General features: G+C 45.2%; 14 protein-coding genes. 11 read left to right on the top strand and 3 right to left on the bottom strand.

Annotated features, from left to right (window positions below):
- Positions 1–71 precede the first annotated feature (71 nt).
- Positions 72–2,306: a glycoside hydrolase family 3 N-terminal domain-containing protein gene (locus G8O23_RS05305; RefSeq protein WP_166362543.1), complete on the top strand. Its 2,235-nt coding sequence runs from the start codon at positions 72–74 to the stop codon at positions 2,304–2,306.
- Positions 2,307–2,551: 245 nt separating this feature from the next.
- Positions 2,552–5,950, top strand: a complete 3,399-nt coding sequence (locus G8O23_RS05300; protein WP_166362541.1) for a hypothetical protein — start codon at positions 2,552–2,554, stop codon at positions 5,948–5,950.
- A gap of 104 nt (positions 5,951–6,054) precedes the next feature.
- On the opposite strand, the gene G8O23_RS05295 is transcribed toward G8O23_RS05300, so the two are convergent.
- Positions 6,055–6,939 carry a bile acid:sodium symporter family protein gene (locus tag G8O23_RS05295; protein ID WP_166362539.1) on the bottom strand — a complete coding sequence of 295 codons (885 nt, stop codon included), beginning with the start codon at positions 6,937–6,939 and terminating at the stop codon, positions 6,055–6,057.
- A 261-nt stretch (positions 6,940–7,200) separates the two neighbouring features.
- Here G8O23_RS05295 and G8O23_RS05290 point away from each other — a divergent pair, with 261 nt between their 5' ends.
- The 7 genes from G8O23_RS05290 to G8O23_RS05260 all read left to right on the top strand — a co-directional run bounded on the left by G8O23_RS05290 (position 7,201) and on the right by G8O23_RS05260 (position 14,063).
- A complete protein-coding gene (locus tag G8O23_RS05290) occupies positions 7,201–8,376 on the top strand; it encodes a DUF438 domain-containing protein (RefSeq protein WP_317168992.1) in 1,176 nt (391 codons plus the stop codon).
- 12 nt (positions 8,377–8,388) lie between these two features.
- On the top strand, positions 8,389–8,907 hold the full coding sequence (locus G8O23_RS05285) for a DUF1858 domain-containing protein (RefSeq protein ID WP_166362537.1): 519 nt from the start codon (positions 8,389–8,391) through the stop codon (positions 8,905–8,907).
- 177 nt (positions 8,908–9,084) lie between these two features.
- Positions 9,085–9,885, top strand: coding sequence for a Rossmann-like and DUF2520 domain-containing protein (locus tag G8O23_RS05280; protein WP_166362535.1), 801 nt, complete (start codon positions 9,085–9,087; stop codon positions 9,883–9,885).
- A gap of 18 nt (positions 9,886–9,903) precedes the next feature.
- A complete protein-coding gene (locus tag G8O23_RS05275; protein WP_166362533.1) occupies positions 9,904–10,425 on the top strand; it encodes a KdsC family phosphatase in 522 nt (173 codons plus the stop codon).
- Positions 10,403–11,395 (top strand): geranylgeranylglycerol-phosphate geranylgeranyltransferase, encoded by a 993-nt coding sequence (locus tag G8O23_RS05270; protein WP_166362531.1) that lies wholly within the window; start codon positions 10,403–10,405, stop codon positions 11,393–11,395. The genes G8O23_RS05275 and G8O23_RS05270 overlap by 23 nt, the downstream gene beginning before the upstream one ends.
- Before the next feature lie 83 nt (positions 11,396–11,478).
- Positions 11,479–12,726 carry a M16 family metallopeptidase gene (locus G8O23_RS05265; protein WP_166362529.1) on the top strand — a complete coding sequence of 416 codons (1,248 nt, stop codon included), beginning with the start codon at positions 11,479–11,481 and terminating at the stop codon, positions 12,724–12,726.
- Positions 12,727–12,770: 44 nt separating this feature from the next.
- Positions 12,771–14,063, top strand: a complete 1,293-nt coding sequence (locus tag G8O23_RS05260; protein ID WP_166362527.1) for a M16 family metallopeptidase — start codon at positions 12,771–12,773, stop codon at positions 14,061–14,063.
- A gap of 10 nt (positions 14,064–14,073) precedes the next feature.
- Here the strand turns inward: G8O23_RS05260 and G8O23_RS05255 are convergent, their stop codons facing one another.
- The gene (locus tag G8O23_RS05255) at positions 14,074–15,381 is read right to left on the bottom strand and encodes an amidohydrolase family protein (RefSeq protein ID WP_166362525.1); all 1,308 of its coding nucleotides are present in this window, start codon (positions 15,379–15,381) and stop codon (positions 14,074–14,076) included.
- 28 nt (positions 15,382–15,409) lie between these two features.
- On the bottom strand, positions 15,410–18,316 hold the full coding sequence (locus tag G8O23_RS05250) for an amidohydrolase family protein (RefSeq protein ID WP_166362523.1): 2,907 nt from the start codon (positions 18,314–18,316) through the stop codon (positions 15,410–15,412).
- Between the two features lie 98 nt (positions 18,317–18,414).
- Between G8O23_RS05250 and G8O23_RS05245 the strand changes: the two genes are divergently transcribed.
- Positions 18,415–20,067, top strand: a complete 1,653-nt coding sequence (locus G8O23_RS05245) for a T9SS type B sorting domain-containing protein (protein WP_166362521.1) — start codon at positions 18,415–18,417, stop codon at positions 20,065–20,067.
- A gap of 96 nt (positions 20,068–20,163) precedes the next feature.
- On the top strand, positions 20,164–22,422 hold the full coding sequence (locus tag G8O23_RS05240) for a RelA/SpoT family protein (protein WP_166362519.1): 2,259 nt from the start codon (positions 20,164–20,166) through the stop codon (positions 22,420–22,422).
- Positions 22,423–22,464 lie beyond the last annotated feature (42 nt).

Raw genomic sequence — 22,464 nt, 5'->3', positions numbered from 1 at the left:
TTATCTTGTTGCTGATGAGGATTCGCCTACCATTATATTTCCTAGCCGCAGTTCTATTAGGCAGTTGCAATTTGCTTAGCACAAGCGATCCCGATGCGGTTTACTTTGCCAAGGCCGATAGCCTTTTAAATCTTCTTACGCTAGAGGAAAAGGCAGGTCAAATGACCAATATTGGCCTAACCGCACTCACGCAGGGTGAGTTTTGGACTCAAGCCGACACGCTTCTACTCGATTCAGCCAAGATGAGTAATCTGCTCATTACCCACGGCGTGGGGTCGGTTCAGAACAAGGGGAAGTATCCGCCTAGTAAGGAGGAGTGGTACCGAATCGTTAAGTCAATTCAAGATTTTACCAAAGCAAATAGCCGCCATCAAATACCAGTTCTCTTTGGTATCGATGGTGTGCATGGGGCAACCTACACCGCTGGCTCAACAATTTTTCCTCATCAAATTGCCCTAGCGGCAACTTGGAATCCCGAGTTCTCCCGCATTACGGGTGAGGTAACCGCTTATGAGCTGCGAGCCTCGTCCATCCCCTGGAACTATGCACCCGTTCTCGATGTGAGCATGCAGCCGCTGTGGGGGCGAATTTTCGAAACTTTTGGTGAGGATACCTACATTAACCGGGTAATGGGTGCTGCGTATATTGAGGGGGCTCAGGGAAAGTCAATATCCGACTCCATAAGCGTTGCCGTTTGCCTAAAGCACTTTATTGGCTACGGAACTCCCGTAAGCGGAAAAGATCGTTCGCCCGCTTTAATTCCTGAGCATTACCTAAGGCAGTATTACCTCGAACCTTTTCGCGATGCAATTGATAAAGGAACGCTAACCGTTATGCTTAATTCTGGTGCGGTGAATGGCGTGCCGGGTCATATCGATAAATACCTAATTACCGATGTGCTCAAGGGTGAGTTGGGACTTAAGGGTTTTGTAATTACCGATTGGGGCGATATTGCTCGCTTGGTCGAGAATCATTTCGTGGCCAAGGATAAGCGCGAGGCCACCAAGCTGGCTGTTCTGGCTGGAGCCGATATGTGTATGGTTCCCTACGATGCTAGCTTCGCTATGGATGTTATTGATTTGGTGCAATCGGGCGAGATTCCCATGAGCCGAATCGACGATGCGGTTCGCCGTATTCTATTCGTTAAGTTTAAGCTTGGGCTATTCGAAAAATCATATCATCATCCTGCTAATTTTCCAGAATTTGCATCCGATTCATTTGCCAATTTAAGCCGTATGGCCGCTGTGGAAGGTATTACTTTACTCAAAAACGAGAATAATATCCTGCCTCTGAAAGATAATGCGAGAACCAAAGTATTTGTTACTGGCCCTACAGCCAACTCCCTAACATCGCTCAATGGCCCTTGGAGTCGAACCTTTAAGGGCGACGATCCAACCTACGACGATAAGGGAAAGAAAACCTTTCTGCAGGCTATGCAGGCTAAGTACGGAAATGGTAATGTGCTGTACGAGCAGGGCACAGATTTTACCGGTGACATCATCGATAAAACCTCAATATTGTCCAAAGCCTCAAATTCCGAGGTGGTTTTTATATGCCTTGGCGAACAGCCCACCACCGAGAAGTTTTCCGATATCCATAGCCTCGACTTGCCACCAAATCAGCAGGAGCTAGTTAAGCTGCTCCACACAACGGGGAAACCTATTGTTCTGGTATTATTGCAAGGGCGACCTAGGGTAATAAGGGAGATTGAGCCTCTTGCCGATGCCATTTTAATGGCCTACTGGCCGGGGCATGAGGGGGGGGAGGCTCTTGCGCAGCTTATTTCTGGCGAGGAAAGCCCAAGTGGGAAACTGCCATACACCTATCCACGATATACCAACACACTGCATACATATCAGCATAAGGGTAGCGATAAGCTCGACGATAACTTTGGGATGAACGGCTTTAATCCACAGTGGCAGTTTGGGTATGGGTTAAGCTACACTTCTTTTGGCTATAGCAACTTTACCCTATCAACCGATACAATAAATACAAATTATAGCATTAAGGGTGAGGTTACGGTTACCAATACTGGTAAGTATGCAGGCAAGGAGGTGGTGCAACTTTATATACGCGATGTGGTGGCTTCCATTACGCCCGACGATAGAAAACTCGTTGGATTTGAAAAGATCAGCTTAAATCCCGGACAAAGCGCCAAGGTCAGCTTTACCGTTAGCTTCAACGATCTCAAATTTGTTGGGCTAAACAATAAGTGGATTGCCGAGGAGGGTGATTTTGAGCTGCTCATTGGTGGTAATCCCAGCGATATGGTTAAAAAGAGTTTTTACTATAAAACTTCGAAATAGTTTTTGCCTGTTGATGAGGCTGTGATTTGATGAATTTTAATGATACTACTTCAATATTTGTGAAGGATTTGTTTAGGTTGAGAAAAGTTGGTTCGAAGCCCAAAGACGAAAGTAAGGGCAATTCGGTCTTCGGTCTTCTCTCGTCAACCTAACGGTTTACGAGACAGGCGTCTTCCGTCTTCAAACCTTTTTACTTACTGTTTAATTCCACAAAATTGGTAGTATAACCCTATAAATAGATATTGATGAGTGACTTAAAGGCTTGTGTTTCTGGTGCAAAACTAAAAGATTTTGAGAAGGATGTAAATGGTTTCCTCACGGAGATTGATGGCGACTTGATGTATTGCATAAAGAATTTCGATTCAATGGATCCGTTCTTCATGAGCATTGTGAGCAGCAGCGATCTGTGGATGTTCATTTCCAGTAGCGGAAGCCTAACTGCCGGAAGGCAGAACTACGATAATGCCCTTTTTCCCTACTATACCGACGATAAAATTCACGAATCGGCCGAAGTAACCGGGCCTAAAACCATTGTCAGAATTATTGATGGTACTAGGTTGCAGGCTTGGGAGCCTTTCTCCAATTTTTACCGTGGGCTTTACGAGGTTAATAGGAATTTGTACAAAAACACGGCGGGCAATAAAATCATTTTCGAGGAGATTAACAACGACCTAAAGCTTCGGTTTCGATACAGCTGGATGAGCAGCGATGAGCTTGGGTGGATTCGTAAATGCGAGCTAATCAATGAGTCGGGAAAGAGTATTAACCTCGATATCACCGATGGACTGCAAAATATTATACCCTTTGGGATAACCCGTGATACGCAGAGCCTCATGAGCACTCTAATGGATGCTTACAAGGTGGCCGAGTGGCATGGCGATGCAAGCCTTGCCCTGTTCCGTATGTCATCCATCCCGGTCGACCGTGCTGAGCCAAGCGAGGCGCTAAGGGCTAATGTTGTTTGGGCTACAGGGCTAACTCCTCAGAAAGTTTTGCTTAGCGCAAAGCAGCTAAAAATGCTTCGGTTTGGTGCAGATATTATTAGTGAGACTAATGCTTTTGGGCAAAAAACCTCTCTCTTTATTCAAGATAAATTTGAGCTCAAACCCAAAGAGGGTAAGGTTTGGTATTTTTTAGCCGATGTTGCCAAGGACAGCACCGAGGTTGTGGCGCTAAAGAAATTTGTTACCGAAAAGAAAAACCTGAGCCAGTATATAGAGGAGAACGTACGTAAAAATTCCGATAAGCTGAAGCGATTGGTCGAAATGGCCGATGGTATTCAGCAAACAGGCGATAAGCTAAACGATAGTAGGCATTTTGCCAATACCATGTTTAACGTGATGCGTGGAGGAATCTTCGAGAATGGTTACAACGTTAATCCAAGCGATTTTCTGAAGCATCTTGAACAGGCTAATCGTGAGGTGTATAGCAAGTTTAAGCACCAGTTTGGTAAACTGAATGAATCAATTCGGCTCGATGAGTTAATTACCATGGCCAAGCACTCCAACGACAAGGATTTATTGCGCTTAACCTTCGAGTACTTGCCCATTAGCTTCAGTCGCCGGCACGGCGACCCTAGCCGTCCATGGAACTTCTTCGATATTAATCTTAAAAACGCCGATGGTAGCCCCTCGCTAAGCTATCAGGGCAATTGGCGCGATATATTCCAAAACTGGGAGGCTTTGGCGCTGTCGTTTCCCGAGTATTTGCCCGGCATGATCTGCCGATTTCTAAACGCATCAACTGCCGATGGCTATAATCCTTATCGTATTACCCGCGAGGGCTTCGATTGGGAAGTGCCCGAACCCGATAATCCGTGGGCATATATTGGCTACTGGGGCGATCATCAGATAATTTACCTGCTTAGGCTGCTCGAGCTGCATGAGAAATTTTACCCCAATCAGCTTTTCAAAAAGTTCAAGGAACCGTTCTTTGTTTATGCCAATGTTCCCTATCGCATAAAAAATTATAAGGATATTGTTAAAAATCCTCAGGATACCATTGTGTTCAATTGGAATCTGCATAAGGATCTTATAAGGCAAAGCCAAGAAATTGGTGCCGATGGTAAGCTGGTTACCTACCATGATAAGGCTATTGTTCGTGTTTCGTTTGTTGAGAAGATAATGGTTAGCCTTTTAACCAAGCTTAGCAATTTTGTGCCCGAGGCAGGTATTTGGCTCAACACGCAACGTCCCGAGTGGAACGACGCCAATAATGCCCTGGTGGGCAACGGAACCTCAATGGTTACTCTGTATCAACTTCGCAAGTATATTAAATTCTTTACTAGTGTAATTGGTAACGATCCTAAGGATAGTTTCAAGCTATCGGCCGAGGTTTATGAGTTTTTCAAATCAATTTTTGGTGCTTTTAAAAGTAGTGCCGATATTTTACCTAAAGGTTTCTCCGACAAAGCACGAAAAGCGTTAGTTGATAGCTTAGGACAATCCGGATCAGATTATAGAGCCAAGGTTTATGCTGGGTTTGAGGGAAGTACCATGGTAGTAACCTCCGATGAGGTTGTTAATTTTTTTAATCTCATTCTGGCATACATCGATCAGAGTATTGCTAAGAACAAGCGTGCCGATGGCCTGTACCATTCCTACAACCTTATTTCGTTCACTAACGATGCTGTACAAGTACAACATTTGCAGCTAATGCTCGAGGGGCAGGCGGCTGTTCTTGGCTCGGGTTATCTTAACCTCGAGGATACCGTTGGAATTATGGATTCGTTATTCCAGAGCGAGTTGTGGCGCCCCGATCAGCAGAGCTTTATCCTTTACCCATTTAAAGAGTTACCCAGCTTTTTGGATAAAAATCTAATTCCTGCACAGCAGGTCGAAAAATCGGAGCTGCTTAAAATGCTTTTACAAGTTGGTAATAAGCAGATTATTAACAAGGATATTCAGGGGAACTACCATTTCAACGCATCGTTTAAAAACGTAGCTCTTTTACAACAAGCACTTCATGAACTACCTAAGGAGATTGATGCTAGGCTAATTGAATCGGAAGCAAAGTTGGTTTGTGATATTTATGAGGATATTTTTCAGCATCGATACTTTACGGGGCGTTCCGGATCGTTTTATAAGTACGAGGGGTTGGGCTCTATCTACTGGCATTTGGTGTCGAAGTTACTCCTCACCTTGGGCGAGTATATTGTTGAGCAAGCTGAGCAAGATTTCGATCAAAATACTCTCCAGCAGCTAATTGATTACTACTACAGGGTTAAGGAGGGAATAGGGGTTCATAAAAACCCAAAGGTTTACGGTGCCTTTCCAACCGATCCGTATTCGCACACCCCATCGATGATGGGGGCGCAGCAACCCGGCCTAACAGGCCAGGTAAAGGAGGACTTCCTTAGCCGATTCAACGAGCTGGGGATTATAGTCAGTGAGGGCGAAATTCACATTCTGCCCACATTACTTACCAGTAATGATTTTACTCGTGATACCGAGGAATATTTACAGCTAACTCTTTGTGGTACGCCCATTAAGGTTGTGAAAGCTGGCGATAACGCCATTGAGGTGTATTGGCGAAACGAGGTGGCTAAACCCAAACGTTTAGCCCTAAAAAGAATTCCCAAAGGGGTATCGCACGAGCTGTTTAGCCGATCAAATAAGGTTGAAAAGATTGTTGTGTATGTTTAGGCCGAAGTAACTGGGACTTTTCGGTTGTTAGTTAAGAAGTGGTTGTGATGGGAAAGGGTGGCTTCGTTTGAGGCCACCCTTTCTGTTTCAATATCATTATTGCCTTATCTTGCAACAACTTTACTCCCCTTTACTTTCAAGTTCATCCATGCTATTATCAGTCCAGCCGTTCCAAACATAATAAGGCTGTATATGGCGGGCGAGATTGTCATAGTGGGATTGTGCAGCAGGGTTGCTGCAATGGCAATACCAAGCGTACCATTTTGAATCCCCGATTCTATGGAGATGGTTATGCTCTGCGATATCTTTAGGCTAAAAATTCGTGCTGAGAAGTAGCCAACAAGCAGCATGGCCACGTTTAGCGCTAGCGCAACTGGGCCAGCTTGGGCGAAAAAGTTGAAGAAGTTTTCTTTATCGTTTAGTATGGCCGCTAAAATAATTACTATAAGCAAGATCCCCGACATGACCTTAACGGGCCTATTCATCTTGTCTGAGAACTTAGGCGCTTTCGACCTTATAAGCATTCCAATACCAACAGGAACCAGCGTTATGATAATAACCTTAATCATCGTGTCAAAAATGGGTAGCGGAACGTATTCACCTGCTTGTAAAAAGTGTCGCATGGCAAGGTTAACGATTAGCGGTATGGTAAAAACCACAGCCATACTCGATATGGCAGTTAGCGTAATTGACAGTGCCGTGTCGCCTCTCGAAATATGGCTTATTAAATTTGATGTTGGCCCCCCTGGGCACGCCGCAAGTATCATTATTCCCACGGCGAGCTCCGGATTGCGCATAGGAATGAGCATTAGCAGCAAAAATCCAATAAGTGGTAGTATTATTATCTGATTTACTATTCCAATTGCGGCAGCTTTGGGGTATAGTGCTATACGCTTAAAATCATTAGGTACAAGCGAAAGACCCATACCAAGCATAATAATTCCTAGTGATAATGGTAGCAATAGCTCCGTAATAAAGTTGGTCTCCATTGTAATCGTTTTGGTTTGTACTCTTGCCGTCAAGCAGTTTACCCCACAAATATATGTAAAATTAAACATATGTACAAGCATTAACTTTTTCCAGTTCGTTGGTAAATCCATAGAAGTAGATTGTATGAAGCCAATAGTATATAGTCTGTTTTTGTATATTTGTTAATCTGAGACATCTAAACTAATCGTAAACCAAAATTCATAATAATGAGTGAACTGATAAACAACTCACAGCAGCGTTAAGCTAAGCTCAAGGAGCTTATACTAAAACTTCATGCAGGTGGCTCGCAGGACGATGTTCGTAAGGAGTTAATGCAGTCCCTAAGCCAAATTCCCTATGGCGAAGTGGTGGAGGTAGAGCAGGAGCTAATCAGCGAAGGGCTACCCGAGGAGGAGGTGCTGAAGCTATGCGATGCGCACTCAGCTGTTCTTCAAGGAAATGTCGATTTATCGGGTTTTAAGGATGTGCCTCCAGGTCACCCAGTTGATGTGATGCTAAAGGAAAACCAGGAGCTTCGCAAGGCGACCACAGAGGCCCGCAACCTTATTGGCGAGATTACATCATCCGATACGGATGCATTTGCACAGCAAGTCCTTAAGCTTCGGGGTATTTTCAATGGCCTATTCGATGTGGATAAGCACTACCTCCGCAAGGAATACATGCTGTTTCCATTCCTCGAGCGCGAGGGTATTACTGGCCCACCCAAGGTGATGTGGGGAAAGCAGGATGAGATTCGCGATTTGGTTAAGGGATCCATCGAAATTCTACAAACCGATGATATAACCCGCGACGATCTTTTAGCAACCGCCGAAATTGTGCTGTCGCCTGCGTTGGATGGCATTGATGATATGACCATCAAGGAGGAGGAGATTCTACTCCCCATGGCGCTCGACAAGCTTACCGAGACCGACTGGTACGAGATGTCGAAGCAATCGCTCGAAATCGGTTTTTGCCTTTACGACCCACCAGTAATTTGGAAACCAGAGTGGGCTACCGAGGATACGCTTGTCGAGATGCAGAAATCGGGGGGCAATATTCAGTTGCCATCGGGTAGCTTCTCCGTTGAGGAGTTGCTGGCCATACTAAATACTCTACCCATCGATATGACATTTGTTGATAAGGACGATAAGGTGAAGTACTTCTCGCAGAACTCCGAGCGTATTTTCCAGCGTAACCGCGCCATCCTTAATCGCGATGTTCGGCTTTGCCATCCCCCGGCCAGCTCTCATATTGTCGACAAGATTATTGACGACTTTAAGAGCGGAAAGCAAAGTCGTGCCCCATTCTGGATAAATATGGGAGGTAAGTTTATACACATCGAGTATTTTGCCCTCCGCAACGAGAAAGGGGAATACCTTGGAACCTTGGAGGTTTCGCATGATTTAACCCATTACCGCTCACTCGAGGGCGAACAGCGCATTTTATCGTATAAATAAACTGACAAGCAAATGGAACATAAGCTAATAATTACACCTAAAACCAAGGTGCTCGAACTCATTGGGGTTTATCCCCAGCTCGAACAGGTTCTAATCGATTACGTACCAGTATTTAGTAAGCTCAAAAATCCGGTTCTGCGAAAAACCGTGGCTCGAATTGCAACCTTGCAGCAGGCCGCCTCTGTTGGTAATGTTAAGGTTGAGGATTTGGTCAATCGAATGCGTAAGGAGGTTGGACAGGACATCTATACGGAAGGGGCTGGTACTACTTACAACACCAGTAAACCTTCCTGGTACGATGATTCCAAGTTATTTATGGAACTCGACGTGAGGCAGATGTTAGCCGATGGAGAGCAACCCGTTGCACAGGTTATTGAGGATTTGAAGGGACTGGACGGAAATGGCATATACAAACTTATTGCACCGTTTCTACCAGCACCTCTTATCGATAAGGCCACAAGCCTAGGATTTGAACATTGGCTTTATAAGGAGAATGATGAACATTATGTTGTATACTTTTTCAAGAAGTAGCCAACGTGTTATTTAGTTTTAAAAAATCCCCCGCTGAGCTATATGCCAGTTGGGGGATTGTTATTTCATCCTGTTTGTAGCTTCAATGCGGCAATGGGTAGAGCCAAAATCAAAATATCCAAAATAATCAGCTATCTTAGCTTTCGAATATTTTGGTAACCTAACTCTATAAAGCCAATGGAGACAGGTGAGATAAAATCCCTAAGTATAGTCATTTTTGGAGCGGGCAATGTGGCCACACAGCTTGGTAAGGCGCTCAACTCGCAAGGTCATCGTATTGTTCAAATTGTTGGTCGATCCGAGACCAATGCCAAGGAATTGGCTAGCGCTGTAGGTTCTGAGTATACTGTAGATATCTCAAAGCTCAACCGTAAGGCCAATCTATATATCCTGGCTGTTCCCGATTCGGCCATTAGTGAACTGGCCAGTAGCATCGACAAATTGGATGGATTGGTGGTTCATACCAGTGGCAGTACACCAATGATTGCACTAGAGCGTTTGTCTGATGAATACGGGGTTTTCTACCCTTTCCAAACGTTTACCAAAGGGAGGGAGGCAAACCTCTCGGGGGTGTCCTTTTGCCTTGAGGCAAACAGCTCCGAGGGTTACTGTGTAATGTTCCAGCTAGCCAAATCGCTTGGCGGCGAACCCCTTGAGATGAACAGCAAGCAGAGGGAAATGTTACACTTAGCCGGTGTCTTCTCATGCAACTTTGTTAACCATATGCTGGCCATTGCGCAGCAGCTGGCGCAGGAAAGCGAATTCGAGTTTAAACTACTTGAGCCGCTTATTGTCGAAACCGTTGAGAAAGCCTTGCAGGGCGATCCATTAGGCTCTCAAACCGGACCCGCCGTAAGGGGCGACTCCGAAACCATTAAGAAACATATTGCGCAGCTTAGCCGGATTGACGATGAATTGCGCGATTTGTACCTAGCAATTAGCACAAGTATACTGAATTTGAAGCAAGCAAACGAATAGATAAAGAATATACACTCCATGAAGAATTTTAAGGAACAGCTCCATAACGTGAAGGCCTTTGCATTTGATGTTGATGGTGTTTTTACCGATGGAATGGTTGTAATTCACCCCTCGGGCGAGCTGCTACGAACCTCCAATACCCGCGATGGGTATGCCGTAAACAAGGCCATTCAGCAGGGTTACCCTGTGGCCATCATCTCGGGTGGTAAGAGCGAGTCGGTGCGAGAGAGGTTTCGTGGATTGGGCGTAACCGATATCTATCTAGGTAGTACCGATAAGGTGGAAGACCTTGAGGATTTTCGGTTTAAATACGGGTTGGAACTCTCCGAGATTCTTTTTATGGGCGACGACCTGCCCGACTACGAAGCTATGTCCCGAGTAGGTTTCCCTACATGTCCTGCCGATGCAGCCACCGAGATTATCGAAATCTCAACATACATATCGAATTTTGGTGGGGGCAAAGGGTGCGTAAGGGATGTAATTGAGCAGGTGCTCAAGCTAAAAGGGGTTTGGTTACATGATAAAAACTTTAAGCGCTAGTGGTATGTTAGGAAAAGTACTTCGTCTTGTCCGCATTAAAAATCTTGTTATCGTGGTGTTTACCATGTACGCCATGCGGTTTTTCATTATGCAGCCATTGTTGCAGAGCAAACAGATGAGTCTGCAGCTGGGCGAGCTACTTTTCATGTTGCTTGTTCTTTCAACTGTGTTTATTACAGCTGCGGGATACGTAATTAACGACTATTTCGACACTCGTACCGACCTGATTAATAGACCCAAAACGGTGATTGTTGGCAAAGATTTATCGAGGCGGTTTGCCATTATTCTGCATTGGTGTTTAAATGTGTTGGGTGTACTTATGGGGGTTGTGGTTGCTTTTGCAATTGGTAAACCTCTACTTACAATGGTATTTCTGTTTGTCCCTGGCTTGCTTTGGTTCTATTCAACATCGTACAAGCGTCAGTTCCTTGCGGGAAATATTTTGGTGGCAACGCTAACGGCAATCGTTCCGTTAATGCCTTTACTTTTTGAGATGCCCTTGCTCCATGCTACCTATTGGCAGCGGTTGGCATTATCGTCGTCGGTTTTTAACGAGATAATTTACTGGGTAGTTGGGTATGGAATTTTTGCCTTTATTCTAACCCTTTTCCGTGAGATAGTAAAGGATATTGAGGATATTGAGGGCGATAACGAGTTTGGACGTAGGAGCCTACCCGTTGTGCTGGGAACCAATATGGCCCGTAACATTGCAGCGGCCATCCTTATGTTTACCATTGTGGTGCTGGCATACCTTTTTGGGGCATACCTAAACTACCTTGTCAATGGAAAGTTCGATTACTTCACCTTTACATACATGATAGTGGCGCTGGTTATCCCAATATTTATACTTATCCTAAGGCTGCTATCGGCCAGCACCAAGAACGATTACCATTGGATAAGCAATTTCTCCAAGGTAGTAATGCTTTTCGGAATTCTATACTCCATCCCTTTTCGGTTTCTGGTTGTGTAGCATTGTTTGCTAGTTTCTTTTTTTTCTGGCATGGCTCACCTTTTGCCAGTTGATTTTATAATTTATAAAAAAGCTATCTCTTTATGATAAGTTTCGATAGATTCACTTTGGATAATGGTTTGCGAGTTATTGTCCATAACGACCCGTCAACCCCACTGGTTTCGGTTAACCTACTTTACAACGTGGGGTCAAAGCATGAAGATTCCAACCGTACTGGGTTTGCTCATCTGTTTGAGCATTTGATGTTTGGTGGTTCGGTTAACGTTCCAAGCTACGACGATCCCATTGAGCGTGCCAGCGGCGAGAACAATGCATTCACCAGCAGCGATATCACCAACTACTACATAACCCTGCCCAAGCAGAATATCGAAACAGCCTTCTGGCTCGAGAGCGATAGGATGTTAAGCCTAGCCTTTTCGCAGCAAAGCCTCGATGTGCAGAAAAGCGTGGTGGTGGAGGAGTTCAACCAGCGATACCTAAACCAACCCTACGGCGATGTTTGGCTTCTGCTGCGCCCTTTGGCATACAAGGTTCACCCGTATAGGTGGCCAACCATTGGTAAAGAGCCTGCGCACATAACCGATGCAACGCTCGACGAGGTTAAGGCCTTTTTCTTTAAACACTATGCGCCCAATAATGCTATTCTTTGTGTGGCAGGCGATTGTAGTGTGGCTCAAATTGAGGAGTTGGCTAATAAATGGTTCGGGTCAATTCCCCGCCGCGATGTTAGCCCAATGGTGCTACCCAAAGAGCCAGCGCAAGAGGCTCAGCGCCGATTGGAGGTTAAACGCAATGTTCCGTTCGATTCCATTTACATTGCCTACCATATGTGCCATAAGCTGCATCCCGACTATGCCACCACCGATTTGATTAGCGATATCCTGGCCAACGGTAAATCGTCGCGCCTGTTCCAAAGCCTAGTTAAGCGTCAGAACCTCTTCAGCAGTATCGATGCTTTTATAACTGGCGATATCGACGAGGGGCTTTTTGTTATCACTGGGCGGCCTGCCGATGGTGTAAACCTATTGCAGGCTGAGGAGGCAATTTACTCCGAACTTGGCAGCTTGGTTGATGAGCTAGTGGAGAACTATGAGCTGCATAAGGTACTGAATCGGTTCGAGTCAACGTTCACTTTTGGCCTAACCAGCACAACCGAGAAGGCAATGAACCTTTGCTACAACGAGCTGTTGGGCGATGCTGATTTGCTTAACCGAACTGTAGAAATATATCGTAGAATTAGCCCCCAGGATATTCAGCGTGTTGCTCGCTCACTTTTTCGTAAGGAGAACTCTTCAGTATTGCATTATTATGCTGAACAAGATAGGCAATAAATAGTAATAAAAGATATATAGCATAATCAAAATAAAGTTTTGTTATGATAAACCGCACAATTGCACCCCCCATATATTTAACCGATGGTATAAATTTCCCCAAACCTAGCTCCATAGAGTTACCCAATAGTAGCAAGCTGCTAATAATTAACGAGGGTGATGTGGACGTGTGCCGGCTTGACATTATCTTCAATGCGGGGTCTCGATATCAGCAGCGTAAACTTGTTGCCATGGGCACCATGTCGCTTATGGCTGAAGGAACAGCAAGTAAATCGTCGCAAGAAATTTCTGAATACTTCGACTTTTGGGGCTCATTTATAGGAATAAGTGCCGATAAGGATTTTGCCAAAGTTACTGTCTACTCCCTTACCAAGTATCTACCCCAAACGCTTCAAATGCTCGAGGAGGTGGTAAAACAACCCTCATTCCCCGAGGCCGAATTGGATGTATGGAAGCGAAGGGGTAAGCAAACGCTAACGGTGGAAATGGATAAAACATCAACCTTAGCTCGAATGGAGTTTTTCAAAACCATTTTTGGGTCAGAACATCCCTACGGAGCGTTTGCTGTGCCCAGCGATTACGATGGGTTAAGCCACAACGAATTGGCTAGCTATCATAGTGGGTATCTTGGCTCGCAGGGTGCTACCATTATCCTGTCGGGCAAACTCTCCGATGGGGAGATTAATGCAGTAACCAAGCATTTTGGGGAAACGAATTGGGGGAGTTCCAATGTGAATCAAGGTAATTGCTTTGGTAATATTGAGTTGGGATCGAAGCAGGTGTTTGTTCCAAAACAAGGTGCGTTGCAGTCGGCCATAAGGGTGGGGCGGGAGCTATTCAACCGTTCGCATCCCGATTACCCCGACCTAGCCGTGGCGAATACTATTCTTGGGGGATATTTTGGGTCGAGGCTTATGAAGAATATCCGCGAGGATAAGGGTTACACCTATGGTATTGGTTCGTATCTACTTACTTTTCGAGATGGCGGTGCGTTTATAATATCAACTGATGTGGGAGCAGGCTATACCCAGCAAACGCTTCAGGAGGTACGTAATGAGCTGAATAGGTTGATATCGGAGCCTGTGCCCGATGATGAGCTGGACAGGGTTCGGAGCTACCTGTTGGGCGAAGCCCTACGAAGCCTCAACGGCCCTTTTGCCATTGCCGATAATATTATGAGCCTTCACAACTTCAACAATCTCGACTACGATTTTTACAACAGGCTAATGAACTCGATTAGAACCATTACTCCACAGCGCATCATGGAGGTGGCCACTAAATGGCTTAGTCCCGAAACGCTGATTGAATGCGTTGCCGGGGCTGAAAATCCGTTCTAGAAAGTTGCTTCTATAGGTTTTCCTGAAGATGCTTCTCTAGGTATCTTTCGTATAGCCGTTTGTGCTTATCGGTCATATCAATTTTGCGCCCCTGTATAAAAACCTGCTCACGGCTCGAGCTGAGCTCCAGTGGGTGCCCATCGGTTACTATTAGCGAGGCATCCTTGCCAACCTCTAGGCTGCCCACCATATCATCGATGCCCAGTATTTTTGCTGCATTTATGGTGATTGATTTGAGCGCTTCATCAGAAGGCAAACCAAATGCTGCGGCTGCGGCAGCGTGATGATGTATGCGGTATGCGTATGGAGCAAAAGCATCGCCAGCAATGCAAAACTCAACGCCTGAGTTGAATAGGTGCAATGGGGTGCTATATCCCTCGCTGTAACCCTCCCACTGGCGAGTTGGGCCACCAATACTTCCTGCAACTATAACGGGAATTTGCAGTTGTGCCAGCTGCGGGGCAAGCAGACCCAAGTCCCGGTTTCCCACCAGTACCATTCTAATGCCTTCCTTTTGCGCCCAAGCTATGGCCTCTTGTATCTCCTTAATGTTGCTTGCCGATATAAACATTGGCAGTTCGCCTTTTATTACAGGTATCATCGCTTCCCATCGGATATTGTATTGATGATGAGCCTTGGTTTTTCCACCCTGCATTGCCTTTCGAGCGAGCATATATCGGCGTGCATCATCAATGGCTTTTTGTAGCTCATCAACCTGTTTGCTGTACTCCTTAGCGTTTCGTGTCGATGGCCAGTTCACAACCATTCCAATGCCCTCCTTCATGGTCATCTTCTCCCATGTCCAGCCCTCGGTAACCATTGCTGATGTAGTGCCCGCTATGGTACCCGAGGTGGGTGAGGGGACAATGGTAGTAACGCCACTTACCGCGGCGGCTGGTAAATGCTCGCTAACCGCATTGAATGCAACCTGTAGCCTTAGGTTAGGATTTATATTCCCCTCCTCGCTCATATCGTTCCCCTCGGCAATTCGGCTAATCTCCATCAGTCCAGTGCCGCTCCTTGCGTGAATTAGCCCTGGGTAAATATGCTTTCCGTTAGCGTTTATTACCTCTGCATCACCGGGAATGGTAATGCTGGTGCCAATGGCCACAATTTTACCTTTATCTAAAAGAATTGTGCCATTTTCGATAGGATCACTGACCATAGTGTGGATAGTGGCTCCAGCTATGGCAATAGGCTTTTGCTGTTTAGCAACGGGTGTTTGTCCCACGGCCAGTTGGTTTAGGGTAAGCAAAGCAACCATTAGCATGGCCGATAGTAAGTTTTTCAATGTTCTGTTGATGTATATTGATTTCATCTTCAATCGATTTAAGTTGATAGCTACTTTACTCTGACTTGCTGCCCGGCTGGCTCTCGATTATCCTGTTAATAATTAGTATACGCTCCGCTCTCATCTCCTCGCGCAGTAGCACATCCTCATCCTTATCGAAATATTTTATACCATCAACCCAAGTTTGATCGGGGGTCGAGAAAGATGATAAGGGGTGTCCATTCCATATTACAAAATCAGCATCTTTGCCCTCTTCGAGTGAGCCTACCCGATGGTCGATACCCATTATTTTGGCTGGATTTATGGTGATCAGGTTCATTGCATCTACCTCCGACACGCCATTCCGAAGCGACTTGGCCGCCTCCCAGTTCATTCGGGTGGATAGCTGCGTGTTATCGGAGTGTAACGATGTGAGTACCCCCACATCGTTTAGGAGCTTGGCGTTGTGAAGAATTCCGTCGTAAGCTTCGAGTTTAAACGACGACCAATCGCTCCAAACCACGGCAGCTGCCCCGTGGTTCTTCAATTCATCGGCAATCTTGTAACCCTCAAGGGTATGTTCAAACGAGCCCACTGTAAACCCAAACTCTTCGGCCAGGCGTATGGTCATAAGCATCTCGTCCTGTCTATATGCATGCACATGGGCTTTGCGTTTACCCCTAATAACTTCGAGGATGGGCTCTAGCTGTAAGTCTCTGCGTACGGGCATTCCATTTTTATTAGCATTCCATCGCTCTATGGCTTTTTCGTATTCTATCGCAGCGTGGAAAGCATCCTTAATAATTTGCTCGGTTCCCTGCCTAGAGCTGGGGTATCTGCCCTCAAGCCTTTTCACATTCTCGCCCAGTGCAAACTTCAGCCCTGGGGTAGCGTCGTCGATCAACATGTCGGAGGGCAGAGCGCCCCAGCGCATTTTAACCGCCGCATCCTGTCCGCCTATGGGATTGGCCGAGCCATGGAAAAGTTTCCCGGCGGTGAGGCCCCCGGCAAGCTGGCGATAAATCCAAATGTCGTTGTTCTCTAGCACATCCGTAATTCTAACCTCCGATGTTATGGCATCACCAACCTCATTTACGCCACCACCTATGCTCGAGTGCATATGCGGGTCTATTAGTCCAGGGGTAATGTGTTTGCCGCTTGCGTTAATAACTTGGGCACGGCGTGGTTCGCTTAGGTTGTGTCCAACCTTTACAACTTTTCCGTTCTCAATTAGCATATCAGCATTTTCTATAACACCTAAATCGCTTTGAGTCCAAATGGTTGCATCTTTTATAACAACGACCTTGGGCTGAGCCATAGGCTCTCTTAGTCCATACTCCATGGAAGGATAGCGGGTTGGAAGGTCGAGTTTTGGCAAGTTCTTGGCTGTTGGTGTGCTTCGGGAACTCTTATCGGTTTTATCCGCTCGCCAGGTAAAGAACTCCCCATTGGCTGTTTCGCCTATTCCAAGCATGTGGTTTTTGTTGATATTTGCCGATAGCCTAATAATCCCATTAAGGCCAATGGAATCGGACTGAAGGCTAAACGAAATGCGCGAATCCTTAACCTTAATATTGCTCAGTTTGCCCTGTTTGCTATTGTGGCTCAACGTTCCTTTTAGGCGATTTTCTGTTCCCTTCAGGTCTATTACAGCCTTGTTAAGCAATTCGCAATCTGCAATGGTCCATCTTCCTGCTGGGGTGTTTTGGTTGTTTTCAACCTCATACTTTTTGCCATCAACCCAAACCTCCACAATTTCTGATGATGGTTGAAATACATTTCCAGCACTAACGGTTAGGCTTGCGGCTTTTCCCTTTTCAATCTTACCATATTTAGTTTCTATGCCCAGGTACTTAGCGGGAGTGGTGGTAAGTGCTGCTAGTGCATCGGTTTCGCTTAGTCCCCTTTCTACTGCAACCCTAAGGTTTTTCAAGAAGTCTTTACGGCTGCCGAAGGCTGTTAGCATTATGGGCACTTTTGCCTGAGCCAGTTTGGCTGGGTTATCGGGTGCCAAATACCAATGTCTCAGGTATTCAAGAGAAACATTTATCGATTCCTCAGGCAAATTTACATCGGGGGCCTTAGGAAAGTTTAGCGGCAAGATAATTGGCCGGTTTGTTGCTTTTACAGCATCTAGCCTTCGATATTCGAACCCACTACCAAGTATCCAAAGGTTTAAATTAAACTCATTGGCCAGCTCATTGTTTTTGAGCAACCATAACTCGTTGTTTGCCTCCACAATAAAGGGTTTCCCTTCCGAGCGAGCCAATTCAAGGTCGTACAAAGCTTGGTTAAACTCCGGACGCGGTAGCGACGATTGCTCTGCGTATTGCCCATGTACCCGGTTGTGCCACTGTGCATCGTATAACGCTTGCCTAAACAGGGCAATGGCTCCCATGACCGACGAGGGGTAGTTTCTCGAGAAGCTTCGATTCAGGCGAAACGATACAGCCTGCGAAACATCGGGGATAACAATTTGGCGATTTGCATCTCCTTCGCCAAGGCTAACCAAGGTGCTGTAGCCTTTAATAATTCCCCATTTTGGCGTGGAGTTGACCAGCACAAAGCCTTGCGAGCGAAGAATCTCCGCCTCTTTACCATTTGGTTCAAAGCTAGGCGTTGCCCTATAGTGACTCCGGATTTGCGCATTCCAGTGCACAGAGTTTTTCATATCTACCGAATCGGGCATTCCATAGTTGGTATACAAATCGATAAATCCGGGGTAGATGTGCTTTCCCTTCATATCAATTTCAAAGGCATCGGCAGGAATCTCTATCCTTTTGCCCACATCCTCAATTACACCATCGCGAATTACAATGGTAGCTTGCGATAGAACTTTGGCGGGCTCAACATAAACCTCTGCATTCGTCAAAGCAAATACGCTGGGAGTGCTATTATGCAATCCAACCACTCTAGCGGTTTGCCCTACGGCAAGGTTGCATAACAACATGATCGATAGGGCTAAGCTGAAAAAATTGCGCATATTGGTATGATTAGTAATGGGGTATAATGGTAGAATTCTATTTCTGGTAAAAAATCGATAACTATGTTACTAATTTTTTAACTTTGACCGTTAAAGTATTGAAGCGTTTAAATTTTTGCGAGTCCTTCTCGTTGGAGCAACAGCATATGTATAATAATCAGCTCGATATGAACTATAAGGTAGTCATCACCATTATATTCATAACCTTATTCACCCTTTCTGCAGATTTGGGACAGGCGCAGAGTGAGTCCAAGCCTTTAGCCCCTTTCTTGGAGTTTGTTACGGTTAATCCCTTGAATGGGACAACATCAATGACCTGGACACCTCCGCGCGAGAACCCCTTAAATCCGTTACCTACAGGTTACATTATTTATCGGCGAGAAAGGGACGATTTAGGCAATACCGATATGTTCGAAATAGCTAAGGTTGATGCGAACACATTCACTTATACCGATGTAGCTGTTAATGCTTCTGTGGGACCATTTTCGTACACCGTGGCTTCCGATGGTATATCCGAACCCAGCACGCAAACCGTTGAGCATAGAACCATGCATTTGACAGCCAATTACGATTCGTGTCGCAATGGGTTGTCAGTAAGATGGACTCACTACGTGGGATGGGGAAATAGAATTGAAATGTACCGGGTATTGTGGGGCGAAGGGCTCGATCTTGAGACATTCTCAGTTGATACCGTTTCAGGATTCAGGAATGAGGCCTTTATTGATTCTATTCCAGTCAATAGAAACTTCAATCTTTTTATTGAAGCCGTAAAGGAAAAATCGAATGAGGGTGATCCAGACATTAGATCTAGGTCAAACCTTTCGTCGGTTAGTACCAAGATATCCATTCCACCAAAATATGTAACTATCGATTCTCTTATTGCAGGCGATAGGCAAACACAGATCTATTTTTCTATCGATTCGTTAACAGAGTATAGGAGTTTTGCTGTTGTCCGCTGGGAACAAGTCGATTCGGTTAGGTCAATCTTCTCGGCCAAAAATCTTTACCGCTTTACAAATTCCAAAACAACATATTTTGCCGACACAACCGATGCCTGGGCTGCACGCTCAAGGCAGTTTTACTACAAAATTAATGCTTACGATGGTTGCGAAAGGTTGCAAAGGGTGTCCGAGCTAACAAATACTATGGTGTTAAGGCTTTTTCCGCGCGATTTGACCGTTAACCTTTCATGGGATCCATTCTACTCCTCACAAAACAACAACGTAAGGTACAGGGTTTACCGGCAAGCCTATAACCCCGATCCGTTGCCTCCCAATCTGATATATGATGAGCTAAACCCGATGGAGAATAAGTTCGTCGATAATTTATCCTCCTTCTCAGGGCAAGGATTACTGCCTCAGTTTTGTTACTATATTGAGGCTTATGAGCAGCTCGATAACCTGGGAAATGCAAGGCTTAGCCGCTCCCGTAGGGTATGTGCCGAAGTTACCCCCGAGATTGTTATGCCTAACGCCATCGACCCAACCAGTGATTTGGTTTACAACACAATTCGACGAAATGATTTTGCGCCCACCATCTCATTTGAGGCCGAGTATAAGCTTATGATATACAATAGGTGGGGTGGGATAGTGTACGAAGGTACTAACGCTGGCTGGGATGGTCGGTTACCCGATGGTGCTATAGCAAAAGAGGGCACATATATATACAGACTCGAGGTTTATACCCCATCGTTGCGGTCTGTATCTAAAACAGGGTATGTTACCGTAATTTATGGCCCTAGGGGATACTAATGCCTACCCCTTTTTACTATCTTTAGATTTCGCTATGTTTATAAAGATATTATTTAATTATGGCTGTCATACTTAATATAGTACGAATTTATTTTTATGGATTTACAAAACCAAGCTGATAAGCAGCTAATTAAGGATGAATTTGACGATTTACTAAAGAACTGCCTTCGTTGCCAGAGCGATGACGATTTTAAGCTGGTGAATAAAGCTTTTAATCTTGCTAATGAGGCGCATAAGGGTGTTAAGCGTAAATCGGGCGAGCCCTACATTCTACATCCTATTGCCGTGGCTAAAATTGTAGCTACTGAGGTTGGCCTTGGTCCCAAGGCCATTGCCTGTGCCCTAATGCATGATGTGGTGGAGGATACCGATTACACCATTGATGATATTGAACGCCTCTTCGATAAAAAGGTAGCTAAAATAATCGACGGGCTTACTAAAATCGCTGAGGTTTTTGATGCCAACTCGTCGTTACAGGCCGAAAATTTCCGCAAAATGCTTCTTACCCTAACAGATGATATTAGGGTTATCCTCATAAAGCTGGCCGATCGCCTACATAACATGCGAACGCTCGATTCCCTGCCTGCACATAAGCAGATGAAAATTGCAGGCGAGACCATTTACCTGTATGCGCCCCTGGCGCATAGGCTTGGGCTTTACAATATTAAAACTGAACTCGAAGATTTAAGCCTTAAGTATAGGTACCCCAAGGTGTACGACGATATTCAGGGGAAGATTGCTGGTACTGAGAAACGAAGGATGCAGCTGATTAATTCGTTCTCGCTACCAATAATACAAAAGCTTGAGGAGAATAATATCGATTTTGATATCAGCGGCAGGCCCAAGTCTATCTATTCCATATGGAAAAAAATTCAAACCAAGAATGTGGCCTTCGAAGATATTTACGATCTGTTGGCCATTCGCATTATCTTTAATCCCTATCCACACATTCCCGAGAAAACCCAATGTTGGCACATCTACTCACTAATCACAGATATCTACAAACCTAAACCCGATAGGATTCGCGACTGGGTTAGCACACCCAAAGCTAACGGTTACGAGGCGTTGCATTGTACTGTTATGGGGCCTCACGGACAGTGGATTGAAGTGCAGATTCGTTCTCAGCGGATGAACGAGATTGCAGAAAAAGGATTTGCTTCGCATTGGAAGTATAAAGATTCGGACGTATCGAACCAAGAAAGCGTTTTTGAAAAGTGGATTACCCAGGTACGCGATCTACTGGAGAATCCCCAAACCGATGCCCTCGACTTTTTGGATGAGTTTAAGCTCAACCTCTTCTCATCGGAAATTATTGTTTTTACCCCCAAGGGCGATACTAAAACCTTACCCAACGATTCTACCGCACTCGATTTGGCGTATGAGATCCATACCGAGATTGGGAACAAGGCCATTGGAGCAAAGGTTAATCACAAGTTGGTTCCTTTAAGCCACACGCTTAGCAGTGGCGATCAGGTGGAGATTATTACCGCCAGTACCCAAAAACCCTCGTGGAATTCTCTTAAGTTTGTTAAAACAGCCAAGGCTCAATCGGCTATTAAGGCCGCTTTTAAGGCCGAAACCAAGAACAGAATAGAGAAGGGCAAGCAGATGGTAGAGAAGAAACTCACAGAATTTGGAATACAACCATCGTCGCGAGTGTTTAAAAAGATTTTGCCCGCCTACGAGGTGATATCAAAGGACGAGCTGTATAGCAAGGTGGGGTCGGGGTTAATATTGCTCGATAACCTAAAAAAAGTTCTGAAGAAGAACACCAAAAGTAAATGGATTAGGTATTGGGAGATACAGTTCTCAAAATCGGCACATAAAAAGAAGCTACAGCAGAAAGGTGCAGAGGATTTGGGCGCTAAGGAGAAGAAGTTCGATACCAAAAAACCTTACCTGCTCCGCGAACTCGACGATGAAGAGACCACTTCCTATATAGTTGCTCCCTGCTGTAATCCAATTCCCGGCGACGATGTGATAGGGTATATAACCGAGGAGGAGAATGTTGTGGTGCATAAGGTTACCTGTGCCGAGGCCATTAGGCTGATGTCTCGCCATGGCGATCGAATTGTATCGGCCAAGTGGACAACCCACAAGGTTTTATCGTTTCTTGCTCGTGTTGAGGTGAGGGGGATGGATAGAGTTGGAATTCTTAGCGAGCTGGTAAAGATAATATCTGATGAGCTGAGGGTTAATATTCGTAAGCTTCATATTGAAAGCCATGATGGAATTTTCGAAAGCTCTATCGATCTATATGTGCATAATGCAGCCAATCTCAATAACCTAATTGGTAATGTAATGCGAATAAAAGGGGTTGACTCGGTGAAACGAATAGAAAACTTTGATAGCTAACCCATTTTAATCCCATAGAATATTGCTTGTTAGCCGTATCGC

Source organism: Perlabentimonas gracilis (assembly GCF_011174675.1).
Taxonomy (GTDB): Bacteria; Bacteroidota; Bacteroidia; order Bacteroidales; family Tenuifilaceae; genus Perlabentimonas; species Perlabentimonas gracilis.
The sequence above is the reverse complement of the archived record's forward strand: the minus strand, read 5'-3'. Positions and strand labels throughout refer to the sequence as shown.

Excerpts from the sequence above, each read along its gene's own strand:
- G8O23_RS05300 (WP_166362541.1), top strand. The coding sequence starts at position 2,552 with ATGAGTGACTTAAAGGCTTGTGTTTCTGGTGCAAAACTAAAAGATTTT.
- G8O23_RS05295 (WP_166362539.1), bottom strand. The coding sequence starts at position 6,939 with ATGGAGACCAACTTTATTACGGAGCTATTGCTACCATTATCACTAGGA.
- G8O23_RS05285 (WP_166362537.1), top strand. The coding sequence starts at position 8,389 with ATGGAACATAAGCTAATAATTACACCTAAAACCAAGGTGCTCGAACTC.
- G8O23_RS05280 (WP_166362535.1), top strand. The coding sequence starts at position 9,085 with ATGGAGACAGGTGAGATAAAATCCCTAAGTATAGTCATTTTTGGAGCG.
- G8O23_RS05275 (WP_166362533.1), top strand. The coding sequence starts at position 9,904 with ATGAAGAATTTTAAGGAACAGCTCCATAACGTGAAGGCCTTTGCATTT.
- G8O23_RS05270 (WP_166362531.1), top strand. The coding sequence starts at position 10,403 with ATGATAAAAACTTTAAGCGCTAGTGGTATGTTAGGAAAAGTACTTCGT.
- G8O23_RS05265 (WP_166362529.1), top strand. The coding sequence starts at position 11,479 with ATGATAAGTTTCGATAGATTCACTTTGGATAATGGTTTGCGAGTTATT.
- G8O23_RS05260 (WP_166362527.1), top strand. The coding sequence starts at position 12,771 with ATGATAAACCGCACAATTGCACCCCCCATATATTTAACCGATGGTATA.
- G8O23_RS05255 (WP_166362525.1), bottom strand. The coding sequence starts at position 15,381 with ATGAAATCAATATACATCAACAGAACATTGAAAAACTTACTATCGGCC.
- G8O23_RS05250 (WP_166362523.1), bottom strand. The coding sequence starts at position 18,316 with ATGCGCAATTTTTTCAGCTTAGCCCTATCGATCATGTTGTTATGCAAC.
- G8O23_RS05240 (WP_166362519.1), top strand. The coding sequence starts at position 20,164 with ATGGATTTACAAAACCAAGCTGATAAGCAGCTAATTAAGGATGAATTT.